The sequence below is a fragment of the Paenibacillus cellulosilyticus genome, from assembly GCF_003182255.1.
Taxonomy (GTDB): domain Bacteria; phylum Bacillota; class Bacilli; order Paenibacillales; family Paenibacillaceae; genus Paenibacillus_T; species Paenibacillus_T cellulosilyticus.
Map to the genome: position 1 here is coordinate 58377 of NZ_QGTQ01000004.1, position 18980 is coordinate 77356.

General features: G+C 51.5%; 18 protein-coding genes. 9 read left to right on the plus strand and 9 right to left on the minus strand.

All coding sequences use genetic code 11. The features are described from left to right. Positions 1 to 23: 23 nt before the first annotated feature. On the minus strand, positions 24 to 1448 hold the full coding sequence (gene leuC / locus DFQ01_RS07760; RefSeq protein ID WP_110043333.1) for a 3-isopropylmalate dehydratase large subunit: 1425 nt from the start codon (positions 1446 to 1448) through the stop codon (positions 24 to 26). Between the two features lie 167 nt (positions 1449 to 1615). On the opposite strand from leuC, the gene DFQ01_RS07765 reads away from it, so the two are divergent. Further along, positions 1616 to 2518: a LysR family transcriptional regulator gene (locus tag DFQ01_RS07765; RefSeq protein WP_110043334.1), complete on the plus strand. Its 903-nt coding sequence runs from the start codon at positions 1616 to 1618 to the stop codon at positions 2516 to 2518. A 36-nt stretch (positions 2519 to 2554) separates the two neighbouring features. Here the strand turns inward: DFQ01_RS07765 and DFQ01_RS07770 are convergent, their stop codons facing one another. Next, positions 2555 to 3355: a carbon-nitrogen family hydrolase gene (locus tag DFQ01_RS07770; RefSeq protein WP_110043335.1), complete on the minus strand. Its 801-nt coding sequence runs from the start codon at positions 3353 to 3355 to the stop codon at positions 2555 to 2557. Between the two features lie 122 nt (positions 3356 to 3477). On the opposite strand from DFQ01_RS07770, the gene DFQ01_RS07775 reads away from it, so the two are divergent. The 8 genes from DFQ01_RS07775 (at position 3478) to mtnB (ending at position 11590) form a co-directional block, all read left to right on the plus strand. After that, a complete protein-coding gene (locus tag DFQ01_RS07775; protein WP_110043336.1) occupies positions 3478 to 3939 on the plus strand; it encodes a hypothetical protein in 462 nt (153 codons plus the stop codon). Between the two features lie 153 nt (positions 3940 to 4092). Next, on the plus strand, positions 4093 to 5292 hold the full coding sequence (locus DFQ01_RS07780; protein ID WP_110043337.1) for a pyridoxal phosphate-dependent aminotransferase: 1200 nt from the start codon (positions 4093 to 4095) through the stop codon (positions 5290 to 5292). A 447-nt stretch (positions 5293 to 5739) separates the two neighbouring features. After that, on the plus strand, positions 5740 to 6840 hold the full coding sequence (gene proB / locus DFQ01_RS07785; RefSeq protein ID WP_110043338.1) for a glutamate 5-kinase: 1101 nt from the start codon (positions 5740 to 5742) through the stop codon (positions 6838 to 6840). 57 nt (positions 6841 to 6897) lie between these two features. Continuing rightward, positions 6898 to 8145: a glutamate-5-semialdehyde dehydrogenase gene (locus DFQ01_RS07790; RefSeq protein WP_110043570.1), complete on the plus strand. Its 1248-nt coding sequence runs from the start codon at positions 6898 to 6900 to the stop codon at positions 8143 to 8145. A 31-nt stretch (positions 8146 to 8176) separates the two neighbouring features. After that, positions 8177 to 9049, plus strand: coding sequence for a pyrroline-5-carboxylate reductase (gene proC / locus DFQ01_RS07795; protein ID WP_110043339.1), 873 nt, complete (start codon positions 8177 to 8179; stop codon positions 9047 to 9049). Beyond that, positions 9046 to 10278 carry a 2,3-diketo-5-methylthiopentyl-1-phosphate enolase gene (locus DFQ01_RS07800; RefSeq protein ID WP_110043340.1) on the plus strand — a complete coding sequence of 411 codons (1233 nt, stop codon included), beginning with the start codon at positions 9046 to 9048 and terminating at the stop codon, positions 10276 to 10278. Before proC ends, DFQ01_RS07800 begins: the two co-directional genes overlap by 4 nt. Next, the gene (locus DFQ01_RS07805; protein WP_110043341.1) at positions 10275 to 10940 is read left to right on the plus strand and encodes a 2-hydroxy-3-keto-5-methylthiopentenyl-1-phosphate phosphatase; all 666 of its coding nucleotides are present in this window, start codon (positions 10275 to 10277) and stop codon (positions 10938 to 10940) included. The genes DFQ01_RS07800 and DFQ01_RS07805 overlap by 4 nt, the downstream gene beginning before the upstream one ends. Beyond that, positions 10937 to 11590, plus strand: a complete 654-nt coding sequence (gene mtnB / locus DFQ01_RS07810; protein WP_110043342.1) for a methylthioribulose 1-phosphate dehydratase — start codon at positions 10937 to 10939, stop codon at positions 11588 to 11590. The genes DFQ01_RS07805 and mtnB overlap by 4 nt, the downstream gene beginning before the upstream one ends. Positions 11591 to 11680: 90 nt before the next feature. Here the strand turns inward: mtnB and fur are convergent, their stop codons facing one another. From fur to DFQ01_RS07845, 7 genes are all read right to left on the minus strand, one after another. Continuing rightward, entirely contained in the window at positions 11681 to 12169 is a 489-nt protein-coding gene (gene fur / locus DFQ01_RS07815; protein WP_110043343.1) for a ferric iron uptake transcriptional regulator, read from the minus strand. Between the two features lie 301 nt (positions 12170 to 12470). After that, positions 12471 to 13190 (minus strand): DnaD domain-containing protein, encoded by a 720-nt coding sequence (locus DFQ01_RS07820; RefSeq protein ID WP_110043344.1) that lies wholly within the window; start codon positions 13188 to 13190, stop codon positions 12471 to 12473. 35 nt (positions 13191 to 13225) lie between these two features. Next, positions 13226 to 14527: an asparagine--tRNA ligase gene (asnS, locus tag DFQ01_RS07825; protein ID WP_110043345.1), complete on the minus strand. Its 1302-nt coding sequence runs from the start codon at positions 14525 to 14527 to the stop codon at positions 13226 to 13228. A gap of 73 nt (positions 14528 to 14600) precedes the next feature. Beyond that, complete coding sequence (locus DFQ01_RS07830) at positions 14601 to 15815, minus strand: acetate/propionate family kinase (RefSeq protein ID WP_110043346.1); 1215 nt, start codon at positions 15813 to 15815, stop codon at positions 14601 to 14603. Next, positions 15812 to 16684, minus strand: a complete 873-nt coding sequence (locus DFQ01_RS07835; protein ID WP_110043347.1) for a 3-hydroxyacyl-CoA dehydrogenase family protein — start codon at positions 16682 to 16684, stop codon at positions 15812 to 15814. The genes DFQ01_RS07830 and DFQ01_RS07835 overlap by 4 nt, the downstream gene beginning before the upstream one ends. Positions 16685 to 16856: 172 nt before the next feature. Further along, complete coding sequence (locus DFQ01_RS07840; RefSeq protein WP_110043348.1) at positions 16857 to 18368, minus strand: AAA family ATPase; 1512 nt, start codon at positions 18366 to 18368, stop codon at positions 16857 to 16859. After that, the gene (locus tag DFQ01_RS07845) at positions 18368 to 18898 is read right to left on the minus strand and encodes a hypothetical protein (RefSeq protein WP_110043349.1); all 531 of its coding nucleotides are present in this window, start codon (positions 18896 to 18898) and stop codon (positions 18368 to 18370) included. The genes DFQ01_RS07840 and DFQ01_RS07845 overlap by 1 nt, the downstream gene beginning before the upstream one ends. Between the last annotated feature and the right edge of the window lie 82 nt (positions 18899 to 18980).

Genomic DNA, 18980 nt, shown 5'->3' on the forward strand with positions numbered 1-18980 from the left:
TATCGTTCTCCTCTCTTAGGCGATTAGTTCGCTACTTCTGTTTTCAGCTTCCAGTCGCGTACGTCTGTGAAGCGGCCCATAACTGCTGCTGCTGCAGCCATTGCTGGGGAAACGAGATGCGTACGACCACCGCGGCCTTGACGGCCTTCGAAGTTACGGTTCGACGTCGAAGCGCAGCGTTGGCCTGGCTTCAGTACGTCTGGGTTCATCGCGAGGCACATCGAGCAGCCGGCTTCACGCCATTCGAAACCTGCTTCTACGAAGATTTTGTCGAGACCTTCCTTCTCAGCCTGCAGTTTAACGCGGCCTGAGCCTGGAACGACGATTGCCGTTACACGGTCGCTAACTTTGTAGCCTTTCGCTACTTCAGCAGCAGCGCGAAGGTCTTCGATGCGGCCGTTCGTGCAAGAACCGATGAACACGTAATCGATCTCGATTTCGGTCATTGGCGTACCTGGTTTCAGAGCCATATAGTCAAGCGCAGCTTCAGCAGCTTTGCGCTCATTTTCAGTTGCCATTTCTGCTGGGTTAGGAACAACAGATGTAATGTCCGTACCCATACCTGGGCTTGTGCCCCACGTTACTTGCGGAATGAGCGAGTCAACGTCGAACTCAACAACCGTATCGAACGTTGCGCCTTCATCCGTACGCAGCTGCGACCATTCTGCTACAGCTTTGTCGAATGCTTCGCCTTGTGGTACGTATTCACGTCCACGCAGGTATTCGAACGTCGTTTCGTCCGGAGCGATCAGACCAGCGCGTGCGCCTGCCTCGATCGACATGTTACAAACCGTCATACGCTCTTCCATCGTGAGCGAGCGGATTGCTTCACCCGTGTACTCGAGAACGTAGCCCGTTGCGAAGTCCGTACCGTATTGCGCGATTACGCCGAGGATCAAGTCCTTCGCCGTAACGCCCGGTTTGCGGGAACCGTTGAAACGAATTTCCATCGTCTTCGCTTTCGATTGCTGCAAGCATTGCGTAGCCATGACGTGTTCAACTTCGCTCGTACCGATACCGAATGCGAGTGCGCCGAATGCGCCGTGCGTCGACGTATGGCTGTCACCGCAAACGATTGTGTAACCTGGGTGCGTCAGACCGATCTCTGGACCCATAACGTGTACAACGCCTTGGTCGATGTTGTTCAGGTCGAACAGTTTAACACCGAAGTCCGCGCAGTTTTGCGTCAGCGTATCGATTTGCTGTTTGGAGATCGGATCTGTAATATTGAAGCGATCTTTCGTTGGAACGTTATGGTCCATCGTTGCGAACGTACGCTCAGGACGGCGTACTTGACGGCCCGACATGCGCAGACCTTCAAACGCTTGCGGCGACGTTACTTCGTGAACCAAGTGCAAGTCGATGTACAAAATGCTTGGCTTGCCTTCTTCCGAATGAATCACGTGGTTATCCCAAATTTTCTCAAACATTGTTCTTTTCTTAGTCATCGCGTTTCACCCCGTAATTGTCTATTTCTCATTTGGCTATAAATATAAGTGCCTTGAAATTAACTTAACAATAGCATGTTCTTATTCATTGATCCAAGATATAATATCTATAATAGCTATAGGTTATAACTATGAACCCAGTCGATACGAAGGGAAGTTCCAAAACGATGGAATTGCGTCAGCTCCAATATGTCATTCAAATTGCAAAAGAGAAAAACTTCTCCCGCGCCGCGGAGAAGCTTCATATTGCTCAACCTTCACTCAGTCAGCAGTTATCCAAGCTTGAGAAGGAAATCGGCGTCCTGCTGTTCCGCCGGACAACGAACTCCGTCGAGCTGACACATGCTGGTGCCGTGTTTGTCCATAAAGCGCAGACGATTCTGGACGCGTCTGAACAGCTCAAGCAAGAGATGGAAGATATGGCGCATATGCGAAAAGGCAGATTGGTCGTCGGCAGCCTGCCAATTACAGGCTCGCACATCCTTCCGCTCGTGCTGCCCGTATTCGGTATGCAATATCCGGAAATTGAGGTTGTACTCATTGAGGATACTTCCGCCAAGCTAGAGCAGCTGACCGCCAGCGGCGAGACCGACATCAGTCTCCTGTCGCTTCCCTTGTTCGACACTTCGCTCGCATGGGAACCATTAATTGAAGAAGAAATTTGTCTAGCGGTTCCGCACCGCCATCCGCTCGCGAATCATCACGGTAGAATCGAACTCAGCGAGCTCGAGAGCGAATCTTTCATTGTTCTCAAGAAAGGACAAGGATTCCGGCAAATTACTCTTGATTTATGCGAGCAAGCAGGCTTCGCTCCGCGAATTGTGTTCGAGAGCAGCAATATAGAGACCGTGCAGTCACTTGTCGCAGCAGGCATGGGCATCGCCCTCGTGCCAATGATGATTACACGAGCACCGCGAAGCGAGTTTACGCCGCTTTACTTGTCGCTTAGCGATCCCGCTCCTTCCCGTACGCTAGTCATCGCGAGTCGGAAGGGCCGTTATCTCTCGCGTGCAGCAGAAGCGTTCATCCGAACGATGAAACGTACCGTCGATCGACATTACAATGGCTAGCCGGACTGCCCGGCTAGCCATCTTTTTACCATTACACTATTCATAAAGCGTTGGACGACGATCCTCGAAAATCGGAATTCGCGCACGAACCTCATCCACAATCGCGAAGTCGATCTCAGCTGTCAGAATGCCTTCCCGATCGTCACTTTCCGCAATAACCTCTCCCCACGGATCGATCACCATGGAGTGACCGAAGAACACCGTCTCTCCGCTCTGCCCGCACCGGTTGCAAGCAATGACGTACATCTGATTCTCGATCGCACGAGCCTGCAGCAGAGTCCGCCAATGATGAAGTCGTGGATTCGGCCATTCAGCCGGCACGAACACCGCCTTGACGCCGCTAAGCGCCAGCTTGCGGAACAGCTCTGGGAACCGAATGTCATAACAGATCATCATGCCTGCAGGGGTACCATCCAGTGCCAATGTGCCTGTCTGAGTGCCGGGCTGCAAATATTTCTCTTCATCCATAAGACGGAACAGATGAATTTTGTCATAAGCCCCAAGCTCTTCCCCGTTGCGTCCGAACGCATGAATCGTATTATACACGCCATTATCCCGTTTCTCCGCAATCGAGCCGCCAACTAGCAGTACGCCATGCTCCTGTGCAAAAGCAGCCAGCTTCTCTCGAGTGCGTACGCCTTCCTTATCTGCCAACTCATGAATGCGATCCAATGCGTATCCCGTGTTCCACATCTCGGGCAGCATAATCAGATCCGGCTTATCGCCAGCCGAGACTGCTTCTGTAAGCATGCGCTCAGCCCTGATGAAATTGGCTTCCGGTTCGCCAATTTGAATATCCATTTGCAGCAATGCCAGCTTCAGTTTCGTACTCGACATCATCGATCTTCCTTTGCGAACAGTTTGTATTTTCCTAATCATAACCCCTCATGGAACCGTGTCAAGCTGGGAATGTTAACGTGGAACGGCGTAATACTATCGACAGATAAAGGAGACTGGTCATGAGAATTCGCTTGTACCATCACGTTGCTGCCGTCGTAGCGCTAATGCTGCTGCTCGTCACCATGATGAACCCATCTGCTGCACATGCTGCTGACGCTAAGGCAAAAACACCGAGCCATCCCGTTCAAGTGTTCGATGTAAAAGCCGAGAAGGTCGTCAAATCTGTCGATAACGACAGACAATACCAGAAATTCGCACGCAGCTGGTTGAAGTCGGTCACTGGCTTTGCCCCGCAGCTTAAGTCGGATGACAGCTGTCTGTATGTGTACCGCGTTCCACTGAATAAGCCGACGAAAGTCAAAGTATCGCAAACCGAGCTGAACGTGCGCGAAGTATTCCTGTTCAACTGCGCGAATAAACCGCCGCTTCTGCTCGTATTCGATGACCAAAGACGCCCGTATCTGCTCCTGTTCAGCGCTGACATTGCTCCGTTCGTGAAGAAAATCGGTATCCCATCCTAATTGCAAAACTCCGACTCCTTGCATCATGCATGCGGGAGACGGTTTACATATCGAGCGGGCGCTGCCCGCTCTTGTGCTGTTATCCTCATTCTCGACACTCCATACCCATCGTGCTAAAGTATGTTCATCAAATAGGTGGAGTGTGACGCAGCAATGTCTAAGAATACGAATGCCGTTTCCATTCAACCCGCGGAGCGGATGAATGGATTGCCGAAGCAGTTCTTCGCGGCACTTGTCGCCAAAGCGAACGCACAGATGGCTAAAGGTCGCGACGTCATCAATTTGGGACAAGGCAATCCCGACCGTCCAACGCCTTCCCATATTGTAGAGTCGCTGAAATCAGCAGCAGACAATCAGCAATACCATCGTTATCCGCCTTTTACGGGTTATCGCTTCCTCAAAGAAGCTGTTGCACAACGTTATGCCGAAGATTATGGTGTTGAGCTGGACCCGGATACAGAAGTTGCGATTCTATTTGGCGGCAAAACGGGCCTCGTCGAAATTAGCCAATGCCTGCTCAATCCCGGCGATGTATGTCTGGTGCCAGATCCTGGCTATCCGGATTACTGGTCAGGCGTGAAAATGGCTGGCGCCGAGATGGCATTCATGCCGCTTCTTGAACGTAACAGCTTTCTGCCAGATTACAGCGCAATTCCTGCGGAAATGGCTGACCAAGCTAAGCTCATGTTCATTAATTACCCGAACAACCCAACCGGCGCTGTCGCTGATCTCTCCTTCTACGAGTCGACAGTAACATTTGCCCGTGAACATAATATCGTTATCGCAAGCGACTTCGCATATGGAGCGATCGGCTTCGATGGCCAGCGCCCCATCAGCTTCCTCCAAGCAGAAGGTGCCAAGGAAGTGGGCATAGAGTTCTACACCTTATCCAAATCCTACAATATGGCCGGCTGGCGCGTGGGCTTCGCACTTGGAAACAAACAAATTGTTGGCCTCATCAATCTTATTCAAGACCATTATTACTGCAGTTTATTCGGCGGCATTCAAGAAGCGGCTGCAACAGCTCTTACAGGACCGCAGAATTGCGTGGATGAGCTTCGTTCTGAATATGAGCTGCGGCGAAATGCTTTATTCGAGGAACTGGATGCCATCGGCTGGCAAGCCAACAAGTCTGGCGGCTCGTTCTTCTGCTGGCTGCCAGTACCGAAGCCTTACACATCTGCGCAATTCGCAGATCTTCTATTGGAGCAAGCGGACGTTGTCGTTGCGCCTGGTATTGGATTCGGCGAGAATGGTGAAGGCTATGTTCGACTTGGTCTCCTCGCCCCTGCTGAGCGGCTCCGTGAAGCGGTTCGCAGAATCGGTGCACTCGGAATTTTCAAACCGAAATAGTTGAGTGTATCAAGCGTAAACTGGGGGCTTGCCTTTCTTTACACACGACTCCCAATCATGTTATGCTGATATCAATCGAAAATACGGAACGTAATGACGGGACCAGTAGGCCATAATAGCACCGCGAGCAGAGAGTAAATTCCGATAGGCTGTGAGAATTTACCGCGGATCTTGGCTGAACCCTACCCCTGAACGGCCGGCGATAAGCCGGACAGCGCCTTCTGTTATAAGGCACGAGCGGGATGGCCCCGCAGCGATTCGTTTGCTCATGATTTGAGCGCTGAACTTGCTGCACAAGCCGTCAACAAAGGTGGTACCGCGGAAGCACAGACTTTCGTCCTTTATTTAAGGATGAAAGTCTTTTTGTTTTTCGTTCTTTTTTCGAGCTCAGCTTAAAGTACGAACTACCTCTTAAATTACATACTATCATTACGGGATGGGATCCTTATGGGAGAATGCATTGTAGTCAAAATCGGCAGTAGCTCGCTTACATCAGATGAAGGCGGCCTGAACCGCAACAAGCTCGATTTCTTTGTATCCGAGTTATCTTCGCTTAAGAAAGCAGGCTATAGCGTCGTACTCGTCACATCAGGCGCTGTCGCTGCTGGATTCCGGGCACTCGGTTTTACATCAAGACCGAAACTGCTTCATGAGAAGCAGGCTTCCGCTGCAGTTGGTCAAGCGCTGCTTATGCAAGCGTATCAAGAATCATTTGGCCGTGACGGCCATACAGCTGCACAAATCCTGCTGACGCGGACCGATTTCTCGAACCGCCGACGTATCGAATGTGCATTGATGACGATGGAAGAGCTGCTTCGCCAAGGTGCAATTCCAGTCATCAATGAGAACGACACGGTCGCTACTGATGAATTGAAGTTCGGCGATAACGATATGATCTCCGCCCTCGTCGCCAATCTGCTGAAGGCGAAGCAGTTGATCATTCTGACAGACACAGATGGTCTATATACGGCGGATCCGCGCAAAAATAAAGATGCACGCCGCATCGAGCGTGTATCGCAAATTTCCGAGGATCTCATGCAGCTTGCAGGCGGCTCCGGCTCCTCTGTGGGAACGGGCGGCATGCGCTCGAAGCTGGAAGCTGCGCGCATCGCAATGCGCGGCGGCGTCCCTGCCTTCGTGGGCCGCGCGGCTGAGCCTGGCGACATGCGTCTTGCTGTTGACGACATCGGCAAAGGCACTTATTTCGAAACAAAGCTTGGCAACCTGCCCGTCAAGAAGCAATGGCTCGGCTTCCACTCGATGCCGCTTGGCCGCATTGTTGTCGATGCTGGAGCAGAAGATGCGCTTCGTACAGGTGGCAAGAGCTTATTGCCGGCAGGCGTTGCCGAGCTGTCCGGTGACTTCCATCATGGTGACGTTGTTGAAGTAACGGGATTAAGCGGCGATACGATCGGCCGAGGCATTGTCAATTACGACGCATGGCAGCTGAAGGCAGTAGCCGGCATGAATTCAGATGAGGTGAAACGCCGCATAGAAGTGTCCCGCATCGAGGTCATTCATCGCGACGAATGGATAACGCTTAAATAGCTTAAAAATCTAAGCAAATGTATTAGGAGGAGAATGGACATGAGCGAAGTGAACACGATAAGTGAAGTACGTGCGAAAGCACAGCTAGCCAAAGGTGCAGCATCCGGTATGAACCGTCTCACAACCGCACAAAAGAATGAGGCGCTGCTTGCGATGGCCGATGCATTGCTTCAGGAACAAGCGTCGATTATGGAAGCGAATGCGCGCGATCTGCAGCGCGGCCGCGAGAACGGAACGAGCGAGTCCCTTCTCGACCGACTGGCGCTGAACAGCTCCCGCATCGAAGCAATTGCAGAAGGACTGCGTCAAATCGTTGATCTTCCAGATCCAGTTGGCGATCTGCTCGAAACGTTCGACCGTCCGAACGGTATGCATATCGAGAAGCGCCGTGTCCCACTCGGTGTTATCGGCATGATCTATGAGGCCCGTCCTAACGTAACGGTGGACGCAGCAGGCTTGTGCCTCAAGACAGGCAACGCTGTCGTACTTCGTGGCGGTTCCGCCGCGCTTGATTCGAATCGCCGAATCGTTGGAGTGCTTCGCGAGGCGATTGCACGTACGGCAATGCCAGTTGAAGCGCTGCAAATGATTGAGGATTCGAACCGTTCGTCTGTTGACGAAATGTTGAAGCTGAACGGTCTGCTCGATGTCGTCATTCCACGCGGCGGCGCGTCGCTTATTCAGAACGTCGTTCAAAATGCAACCGTGCCTGTCATCGAGACTGGCGCTGGTATTTGCCATACGTTTGTTGACGAATCCGCAAATGCTGAGATGGCAGCTCGTATTGCAGTCAATGCGAAGGCGCAGCGCCCTTCCGTATGTAACTCGATGGAGACGCTGCTCGTTCATAGCAGCTTCGCAGCGAACAGCCTGACTGTAGTAACAGATGCGCTGAAAGCAGCGAACGTCGAGCTTCGCGGCTGCGACAGAACGCGCCAGTTAATCGCAGATGCAAAAGCTGTTACGGAGCAAGACTATGCAACAGAGTACAACGACTACATTCTTAACGTACGTATTGTCGATAGCCTGAATGAAGCGCTGGCCCATATCGCACGCTATGGAACAATGCACTCGGAATGTATCGTTACAGAGAATAAGGACCATGCAGAACAATTCCTGCAGGATATCGACGCAGCGGCGGTCTATCACAATGTATCCACCCGCTTCACCGACGGCTTCGAATTCGGATTCGGCGCCGAAATCGGCATCAGTACACAGAAGCTTCATGCTCGCGGACCAATGGGTCTCCCTGCTTTGACTTCGACGAAATATACGATTCGCGGCAACGGTCAAGTACGCGGATAACTTACTAAATAGAAACGGAGGTTTTTCTTCAATGAATACATCTTCCACCCCTACGGCGCTCGGCTCCATGCAATTATGCTTCTACGGTGCAGGCTCGATGGCAGAAGCCATCGTTCGCGGCCTGATCGGTCAAGGACTTACAGCACCAACAAACATCGGCATGTTGAACCGTCAAAATGCAGAACGTCTCACTGAGCTAAGCGAGCGCTACGGCGTCGTAACGGCAGGTACCGACGCAGCGAAGCAGGACATGATCCGCAATGCGGATGTGATCTTCCTCGCGCCGAAACCCAAGGACGCAGCTGGCGTCCTGGAGCAGCTGCGTGATGTCCTCTCCCCTAATCAGCTGATCGTCAGCGTAATTGCAGGTCTGTCGATCCGTACGATTGAGCAGCTGCTCGGCCGTCCGATGGCCATCGTTCGCACAATGCCGAACACGTCCAGTACGATTGGCCTCGGCGCTACTGGCATTAGCTATTCAGAATCCGTGACAGCAGAGCAGCGCGCATTGTCCGAAGCAATGTTCCAAGCGGTTGGTTTGACAACCGTTGTAGAAGAACCTCTTCTCGATGTTGTAACAGGTGTATCCGGCAGCGGCCCTGCTTACATCTACTACATGATGGAATCGATGATTGCAGCTGGCGTCAAGCTTGGACTGACGGTTGACGCAGCGCGTGACTTGACGGTGCAAACGGTACTTGGCGCTGCGGAGATGGTTCGTACAACAGGTGAGCAGCCTGCCGATCTGCGTCGTAAGGTAACGTCGCCGAACGGCACGACACAAGCTGCAATCGAGACATTGGATGCCCATGAATTCTCGACGGGTATCGAGCGTGCGGTCGCTCGCGCAGCTGAACGTGCCGGAGAGCTTGGCGCCGATATTGAACGGAGCGCATTGAAATGATCGGATACTGCATCGCAACTTATCGCTGCTATGACGATAAGGCTGATTTTGCAAAGAAAGCACAAAGTATTGCTGTTGGCTTGACGGTCGGCAGCTGGACTGAACTTCCCGAAGCAAAAAAGGCTGCGATGGAGAAGCATCTTGGGAAGGTGATTTCGGTTGATGTTCATGAGCCAGTTAACCTGGTTGCTGGAGAGCGATACGCAGACATTCGCATTGCCTATCCGGACGTGAACTTCAGCCGAGATATCCCTGCCCTGCTCGTTACGATCTTCGGCAAGCTGTCCATGGACGGCAAAGTGAAGCTGATCGATATCGAGGTATCACCCGAGTTCGAATCTGCATTCCCCGGACCACAATTCGGTATGCAGGGCGTGCGCGACCTCGTCGGCGTACATAATCGACCGCTGCTCATGAGCATTTTCAAATCGGTGATTGGTCATGACCTTACAGGTCTTGAGGAGCAATTCTATCGCCAAGCGCTCGGCGGTGTCGATCTCGTTAAGGACGATGAAATTCTGTTCGAGAATCCACTCACCCCGCTGGAGAAGCGTGTAGAAACTTGCATGCGCGCTGCGCGCAAAGCGAAAGAAACGACCGGTCAAGAGCTGCTGTATGCCGTCAACCTGACAGGTCCGACATCGCAATTGAATGCGAATGCACGCCGAGCGATTGCAGCTGGCGCGAACGCTCTCCTGTTCAATGTATTGGCCTATGGCTTCGATGCTCTGCATGAGTTGAGTGCAGATCCTACGATCCATGTACCCATTGCAGCGCACCCCGCAATGGCTGGCGCGTTCTATCCCTCACCTTACTATGGCATCTCTGCGAATGTCCTGCTCGGTAAACTCATGCGGCTCGCTGGTGCCGATCTCGTCCTCTTCCCTTCCCCATACGGCTCGGTCGTCATGCCTAAGGAAGAGAATATGGCCGTTCGCGATGCTTTGCTCGACCCGACTATATCGCTTCGCACAAGCTTCCCAGTTCCATCGGCTGGCATCCATCCTGGACTCGTACCGCTCATTCTTCGCGACTTCGGCTCCGATGTTATTGTCAATGCAGGCGGCGGCGTTCATGGTCATCCGCTTGGTACAGAAGCTGGAGGGCAGGCATTCCGCCAAGCCATCTCAGCTGCACTTGCAGGCCAACCGCTGCGGGAAGCAGCCGTACAGGCTGGCAATGAAGCTCTCAAAGCTGCTATTGATGCTTGGGGGGTTCGAGAAGCATGAAGAAGCGCGTTATTTTTTGCGACTTCGATGGCACCATTACGGTCAATGACAACATTATCGCGATCATCAAGCATTTCAATCCGCCTGGCTGGGAACAGATTGCACAGGATGTACTTGCACTGCGCAAGTCCATTCGCCAAGGTGTTGGCGAGATGTTCCGAATGCTGCCAACCTCGATGAAGGACGAAGTTATTTCGTATGGGATTCATAACGTCCGTATACGCGATGGCTTCTCTGAACTACTTGCTTACTGCAAGGAGAATAACATCGAGTTCTATGTCACGAGCGGCGGCATCGATTTCTTCGTTTATCCCGTTCTTGCTCCGTTCGGTATCCCTGTCGAACATATCTACTGCAACGGCAGTGACTTCAGCGGGGAACGAATCGAGATTACATGGCCGAATCCATGTGATGAGCATTGTATCAATGACTGCGGGATGTGTAAAACAACGATTATGCGGAACTTCCCCGCTTCCGAATACAATCGTCTTCTCATTGGGGATAGCGTGACGGACTTTGAAGGTGCGAAGCAAGCCGATCTCGTTTTCTCCCGCTCGCAGCTGACAGTCAAATGTAAAGAGCTTGGTCTTCTTCATGTCGAGTTCGAGACGTTCCATCATATTGTTGCGTATTTGAACAAAGAAAGGACGGCCGTACGATGACAGCATTCGAGCAATTGACGACGGAAGAGAAACAGCGCGCACTCTCGGAGCTGCGCCATGCGAAGGAGTTGTTCGCTTCGCGCGGATGGTTTCCAGGAACAAGCGGCAACTTGTCTGTTCGCGTAGGCGAGTTCGATCCATCCTCCTTCCATTTCGCCATTACGGCGAGTGGCAAAGATAAGACGGTGAACACACCGGAAGATTTTCTGTTCGTTAATCACGAGGGCAAGCCTAGCGAGCTCACGAAGCTGAAGCCTTCGGCGGAAACGCTCATCCATTGCGAGATCTATCGACTGACGGGTGCCGACGCTATTTTTCATACCCATAGCGTGTTCAATAACGTCATCTCCGAGTACTACTGGGAGCGCGGTTCCGTTCCGGTGGACGGCGTAGAGCTGATCAAGGGACTTTGCAACTGGAAAGAGGAAGCACATATCGATATTCCGATCGTGCCGAACTACGGAGACATTCCTCGCATCGTCCCAGAGGTTACGGCAAAGCTGCAAGAAGGGGTACCTGGCATATTGCTGCGCAAACATGGGATCTATGCATGGGGTGCAAATTCGTTCGAGGCGAAGCGGCATCTGGAGTCATTCGAGTTTCTGTTTGAATATGTGTATCGACTGGAACTGCTCAGAAAAGGGCAGTGATTAGCAGCTAATTCATAAGACTGAACATATACAAAAACGACCTTCATTCATCCGATCGATGAATGTAAGGTCGTTTTTCTATTAAAAGCGTTAGGCTGTCGCCGAAACCGCTTTGTTCTGACGTTTGCATTCTTTGTTCCGGCAATGACTAAAGTGCCCCGTGAAATCGAGTCGATGGTCCGTTACACGGAATCCATATTCGCGCAGCAGCTTCTCTTCCAGTTCAAGCAGCCAGTCATCCTTAATTTCTTTCAACATGCCGCAGGTGTGGCAGATCAAATGGTGATGCATATGCTCATGATCTTCGCTGCGCAGGTCGAACCTGGCACTGCCGTCTCCGAAGTTCATCTTCTCCACGATATGCAGCTCCGTAAGCAGCTCCAATGTCCGATAGACCGTTGCAAGTCCGATCTCCGGATAGCGAGCCTTTACAAGCATAAACACTTCCTCTGCACTCAAATGATCTTGTTCATTCTCGAGCAGAACGCGAAGCGTAATTTCACGCTGCACCGTAAGCTTATAGCCTTTGGCGGTCATCTGCCGATTTATTTTTTCGATTTCTGCTTCTATAGCCAGCATACCGACACACCCTTTCCACCTTCTCATTGTCCGAAATGAAAAAGTTTACTTTTAGAGGTTATTCAAAAAGCCCGCTTTTGATCACGAAGCATCACATGAAGTGTGCTCGACGTCGAATCTTGGATGAAGCTGTGACTTCCGGTTCTCACGTAGCACTTCACTACGCTCCGATCCTCATTCCCCGCTTGATCCAACCTTCTCGGTGCTGAAAACCGAACTTTTTGAAACGTTAACTTTAGAATTATTATAATTTAATCGTAATACAAATGACCGCCATATGCAATTGAAAGTTCTGACTGAACTAGGAACGCCCACCTCTGAACTTCTGCGAATGAGCTCGCGCTTCGTCCGGGTTCGTCACCCGATTACGGCTCCATTCGAGTAAAATACGGTCGATATAGCGGAAATGCAGCTTGCCTGCGAATACAGCTTCCTTCAACGCAAATCGAATGATATCGTCTGAATATCGGTCTTGATCGAGCCAAGCTGCGATCGTCTCACATTCCATCGGCGACAGCGGGCGGCCAAACTCCTGTTCGAACACACTAAACAGATTGTCCGACGAAGGCACAACTGTCAGTCCCTCAGAAGCCGCTGCAGCAGTTGAAGCAGTCTGACGATTCGCCGCCGACGCTTGCGCACCGGCTTCCCGCTTCATGGCGGCAGCCTGCTGGCCTGCGCGCAGCAGCCAACTTGTCCAATCATAACGCTCTGAGCGAATGTCCGTCATCAGATCGGCATCTTCTTCGATCGTCAGCATGCCTTCTTTCATCAGCTTTCGAAGCGTGAATACGATATCCGTTACCGGCTTACCCATTCGCTCTGCTAATTGTTCGGGAGTGGGAAAATCGATTCCTTCCGCATCACGGAACGCCATCAGCTGGAATAGCAGTAAAACATCGCTCTCCTCCAGCCCTAGCGAACTGTACGTCCGGAGCAAAACGGAGGGGATGAATACCCCTCCGCCACTCATTGCATCGCTTAATCCTCTTGCATAGGCTTTCCAAATTTCATCCTTCAACCGTGTCCCTCCCAAGATGAAGCGCTTGTTGCATGTTAAGGATATAAACGGTAAAGCGTACGCGGAAACGCGATCGTCTCTCTTACATGCTCCAAACCACAAATCCAAGCGACAGTCCGCTCAAGGCCAAGCCCGAAGCCAGAATGCGGCACCGTACCATAACGGCGTAAATCCATATACCAAGCGTACGCTTCCTCCGACAGCTCATGCTCTTGGAAGCGCTGTGCCATCAGCTCAGGGTCATCGATGCGCTGCGAGCCGCCAATAATCTCGCCATAGCCTTCCGGTGCAATCAAGTCGGCGCATAGCACCACTTCAGGCCGCGTAGGATCAGGCTTCATATAGAATGCCTTAAACGACGCCGGATAATGGGTAATAAATACTGGGCGGTCGAATTTCTCAGCAATCGCCGTCTCATGCGGAGCTCCAAAGTCTTCGCCCCAAGGCAGGTCGAATCCTTCTTTATGCAGCAGCTCAATGGCCTCGTCATACGTTATGCGCGGGAACGGCGCTTGTACCTGTTCAAGCTTCGACACGTCACGTCCAATCGTCTCAAGCTCTGTGCGGCAACTCGCGACAACCGACTGCACGACGAAGGAGATGAACTGCTCCTGCACCTGCAAATTTTGCTCATGATCGACGAATGCCATCTCCGGCTCAATCATCCAGAACTCAATCAAGTGGCGTCGGGTCTTCGACTTCTCAGCACGGAATGTTGGTCCGAACGAATAGACCTTGCCCAGCGCCATTGCAGCAGCTTCCATATACAGCTGACCGCTCTGCGTGAGGTATGCATCCTCATCAAAATATTTGGTATGGAACAGGTTTGTCGTTCCTTCACAAGAGGACGGTGTAAGCACCGGCGGATCAACGAGCGTGAAGCCGCGTTCATCGAAGAACTGCTGGATAGCGCGAATGATTTGCGCCCGGACAACCATAATAGCACGCTGCTTCGGCGAACGCAGCCATAGATGACGGCGATCCATCAAGAAATCGATGCCGTGCTCCTTCGGCGTAATTGGATATTCCTCGGTCACCTGAATCGTCTGAATCCCTGTAACAGTCAGCTCATAACCAGACGGACTGCGAGGCTCCTCGCGAACGATACCTGTAACATACAGCGAGCTCTCCTGCGTCAACTTCTGAGCTGCTGCCCATGTTTCCTCATCCACATCGCTCTTAGCCAGTACGCCTTGAATAAAACCTAATCCATCGCGCAGCTTTAGAAATTGGATTTTGCCGCTCGATCGTTTACCCTGCAGCCAGCAGCCGATCACAACTGTCTCGCCGACCTTGCCTGCCACATCGCGTATCGTCGTCAAGTTGCTCGTTTGCATACAACCGCCCTCTTCCCTCGTTCAAATGGTTAATCTAGTAATGCTCTACTTCCTATATTTACCGCGTTTACGATTAATTATAATCAGAAGACTCGCGAATAATTGCATATGTATCTCTAGCGATCAACAGCTCCTCGTTCGTTGGAACGACAAGCACCGTAATACGCGAGCTATCCGTTGAGATGCGGCGCGTCACTTTGCTCCGCTCACTGTTGCGCTCTTCATCAAGCTCTACCCCAAGGAATGTCAGCCCTTCACAGACAGCCTTCCTCAACACAACCGAGTTCTCACCTACACCTGCTGTGAAAATAATCGTATCAAGCCCATTCATAGCCGCAGCATAAGCGCCGACATATTTGCGAATTCGATACGTGTACATATCGAAAGCCAGCTTCGCATTCTTGTCGCCTTCGTTCATCGCATCCGTAATCTCGCGCATGTCGCTCGATAAACCGCTTATTGCCTGCAAGCCGCTATGCTTATTCAGCATGGAGTTCACTTCACTGACGCTAAGGTCTTCCTTGTTCATGACATAAGGGACGACTGCCGGGTCCAAATCACCGCTGCGCGTTCCCATCATTAGACCTTCAAGCGGTGTCATCCCCATACTTGTATCAAACGACTTGCCATCTTTAATGGCTGTACAGCTGGCACCATTGCCAATATGGCAGGAAACCATGCTGAGCGATTCCAGCGGCTTGTTCAGGAACTTGGCTGCTTGATCGCTGACATATGCATGTGAAGTACCGTGGAAGCCGTAACGACGTACTTTATGCCGGCGGTACAACACCATCGGAATCGCATACAAATACGACTGCTGCGGCATCGTCTGATGGAATGCCGTGTCGAAGACGACAACTTGCGGAATATCCGGCATGTTCTCTTCTACTGCGAGAATGCCCATCATGTGTGCTGGGTTATGCAGTGGGGCAAGATCAAACAGCTTACGAATCTCAACCTTTACATCGTTCGTCACGAGAGCCGATTGTTTGAACGTCTCGCCGCCGTGTACGACGCGGTGCCCGACGGCATGAATCTCATTGATGCTGCTGATAACGCCATGCTTGGCATCAGTCAGCAAATCAAGTACGCGACGCACTGCCGTCGTATGCTCCAGAATTTCACTTACGTTCTTCACTTCCGGCTTGTCTGCCGGCTCATGGGTGACGATCGAGGAATCCATTCCGATACGTTCGACACGCCCGCTGGCTAGAACGGATTCATCCATCATATTGTATAACTGATACTTAAGCGACGAGCTGCCTGCGTTAATTACGAGTACTTTCATGTCCGATCGCCGTCCTTATCGTATTTGAAGAAGCCAATGCCCGTTTTGACGCCTAAGTGGCCAGCTCGAACCATCTTCTTCAACACGATCGACGGACGGTATTTGAGCTCGCCATATTCGCGGAACATACGCTCCAGCGCAGCAAGAACGGAGTCAAGTCCGAAACGGTCCGCCATCTCGAACGGTCCGTGTTGGAACGAATAGCCGATGCGCATTGCGCTGTCAATATCTTCAACCGAAGCGACGCCTTCTTCGAGAACGTGAAGCGCTTCGTTAATAAACAGACAGATAAGCCGGGTTGTAACGAAACCAGGCGACTCGAATACCATGACGCCCTTCTTGTTCGTAACGACTTCAATGAACTGCTTCGTCCGTTCGAATGTAGCGTCCGATGTCTGCAGACCGCGCACGATTTCGACGAGATCGATTTTGTAAACAGGATAGACAAAATGCATGCCAATCACACGTTCCGGACGCGCCGTAACGCTTGCAAGCTCAGTTAAGCTCAATGTAGACGTATTGCTCGCGAGAATGACCTCAGGACCACAAGCACGATCAAGCTTCTCGAAAATTTCTTTCTTCGCTTCCAGATCTTCAGTAACTGTCTCAATGACGAATTCGCACTGTGCCAGTTCCTCAATCCGCTCCAGCGGGTGAAGTCGATTGAGCACCTGCTTCTTCTCTGCCTGCGTGAGCGCCCACTTCTCAATCTGTTTATCCAAGCTGAGCTCAATCTGTGAAATGCCCGCCGCCAGCTTGTCCGCGCACTGATCGACGAGATAAACATCTAACCCTTTGAAGGCGAGCATCTCTGCAATGCCCTGTCCCATTGTACCAATCCCGATTACACCTGCTTTACGCACTGTCATATCCGTTTCCTCCGCTCCAACTACTGTACTAGTCCGCAATGCGTGCTGTTTCACGATCGTATTACCTATTGCCCTATAAGTACAGCTCTATCTATATATAACTTTATTATAACTTTTTTTCATACAAATAAGAAGGCAGACGGATTGTCTGCCTTCATTTTGTCATACTTATTTAAACAGCTGCTGGCACTGATTCGCGAAGCATATCACGGAACCGGCTTCCGTCTACAACCTCTTCAGCGACAAGGATATCAAGTGCATATTCAAACGCATGAATCTGCTCTTGGAGCATCACTTTCGTCTGCTTCAGCAAGTCTTCCAACATGCCCGAAGCAAGCGACGACAGCTTCTCTGGCGTCAACATGCCAGGATCGATGATGCCAAGCTCCGTTAGACCGCATTCCGCCATCGTGCGTACCATGTTGATAGCTTGATCGAAGTCACCTTTGGAACCGGTACTGCGGTTGTCGTAAAACAGTTCCTCAGCTGCCGCACCGCCAAGGGCAATACGAATCTGACCTTCGAGATAGTCCTTCGTGTACAGATAACGCTCACGCTGCGGTTGATGGCGAACATAGCCGAGCGCTTGTCCGCGTGGCGACAGCGTTACGTTCGCAACGCTGCCCGGTGCGACGAGCTCCGCAATAATCGCATGGCCGAGCTCATGACGTGCAACGCGGACACGTTCCTCATCCGTCGTCTCACGATCGGTTTTTTCACCCATCATGACTTTATCGATTGCGCTCGTCAGATGCGAGCGGCCAATGACTTCCAAGTTATCACGCATTGCATAGATCGCCGCTTCATTCATAACGCTTTCCAGCTGTGCACCGGAGAAACCAAACGTTTCAGCCGCCGTACGGTCGAGAAGCTCCATCGATTCCAACGGTTTATTTTTGGCATGGATCTGAAGAATATGCAGACGACCTTTCACATCCGGCAGCTCAACGCCGATATGGCGGTCGAAACGGCCTGGACGGAGCAATGCTGGATCGAGCATTTCTTTACGGTTCGTTGCTGCCATGATAAGGATTCGCGGCGCCTCCGACGTATGAATACCGTCCATCTCCGTCAGCAGCTGATTAAGCGTCTGATCGTACTCACGCTGCTGTCCGCCATCCCTCTTGCCGCCAATAACATCAATCTCATCTATAAAAATGACCGCAGCGGACTTACCAGCCTTCGCTGCCTTCTTCCGTGCCTCTGTGAACAAATCACGGATACGGCTTGCGCCGACACCGACATACATCTCGACGAACTCGGAACCCGATGCTGCAAGGAACACAGAATCCGTATATTGCGCGGCTGCCTTCGCCAGCAGTGTCTTACCTGTGCCCGGAGGGCCCGTCAGCAGAATCCCTTTCAACGGACGAATGCCAAGTCGTGCAATCTCTTCCTTCTTCACGAGAAAATCGAGTGCCTCGACGAGTTCACGCTTCGCCCGCTCCTGACCGCCGATTTGCTCGAACGTCAGCATCTGAGTCGACGCTTCCTTCTTCGCCTGTATCCCGCGCGAGGATGCCGCGAGCGGACCTTGACCTCTCATTTTTGCTGCAAATGCAAGTCCAACGACAATACCAGCTACCATCGCTAACGGCAGTAAATTCACACCTCTATACAAAAGGAATACAACAAGGGATACAGCGGCGCCGATCCCAATCTCGATCTTATAATTTCGAAGCATTATTCCCACACCCCCATAGTTGCCGGCGTACGCGGCAGGATGATGTATTTGACAGCCTCGCCTTTAGTAAGTGTTATATATACGTTCGTATCGTCCATCTCTGTATTAACCGTCAAGCCAGCATTCGCTGCTGCCAGCTCATCAAGTGCAGCAGGAATTTGCGAATAAGTCTTCGTCTCCATCGCTTGTGCCACATCAAACAATACGGTTGACCACAGCTTGTCCAATTCATCGCTGCTTACTGAACCTGTTACATCTAATTTCAAATCGCGGCCCTTTAGCACGGAGGAACCATCCGTTGTTAATTGATCATATACCGTACGTAAATCTGCGCCTTCAGCAAGCGTCAGTGAGACATTAGCTGTACCGTTCTCTAAGCTCGAAGTCGAATCAACGACATTCGGCAGATTGCTAATGGCTTTCTCCAGCGGTCCTTTGACCGCAAATTGATCATACGTATACCAGCCTCCGAACAACAACAAGGCACTAACCGCTACCGACACGAGTGCAGGAATCCATCGAATTCGCATCGTATGACCTCCTATATAATGAAGTAGTTGAGTAGTTCTAAAAGTCATTCATTCAAAACAAATCAATCGTTCGTACGCCTCA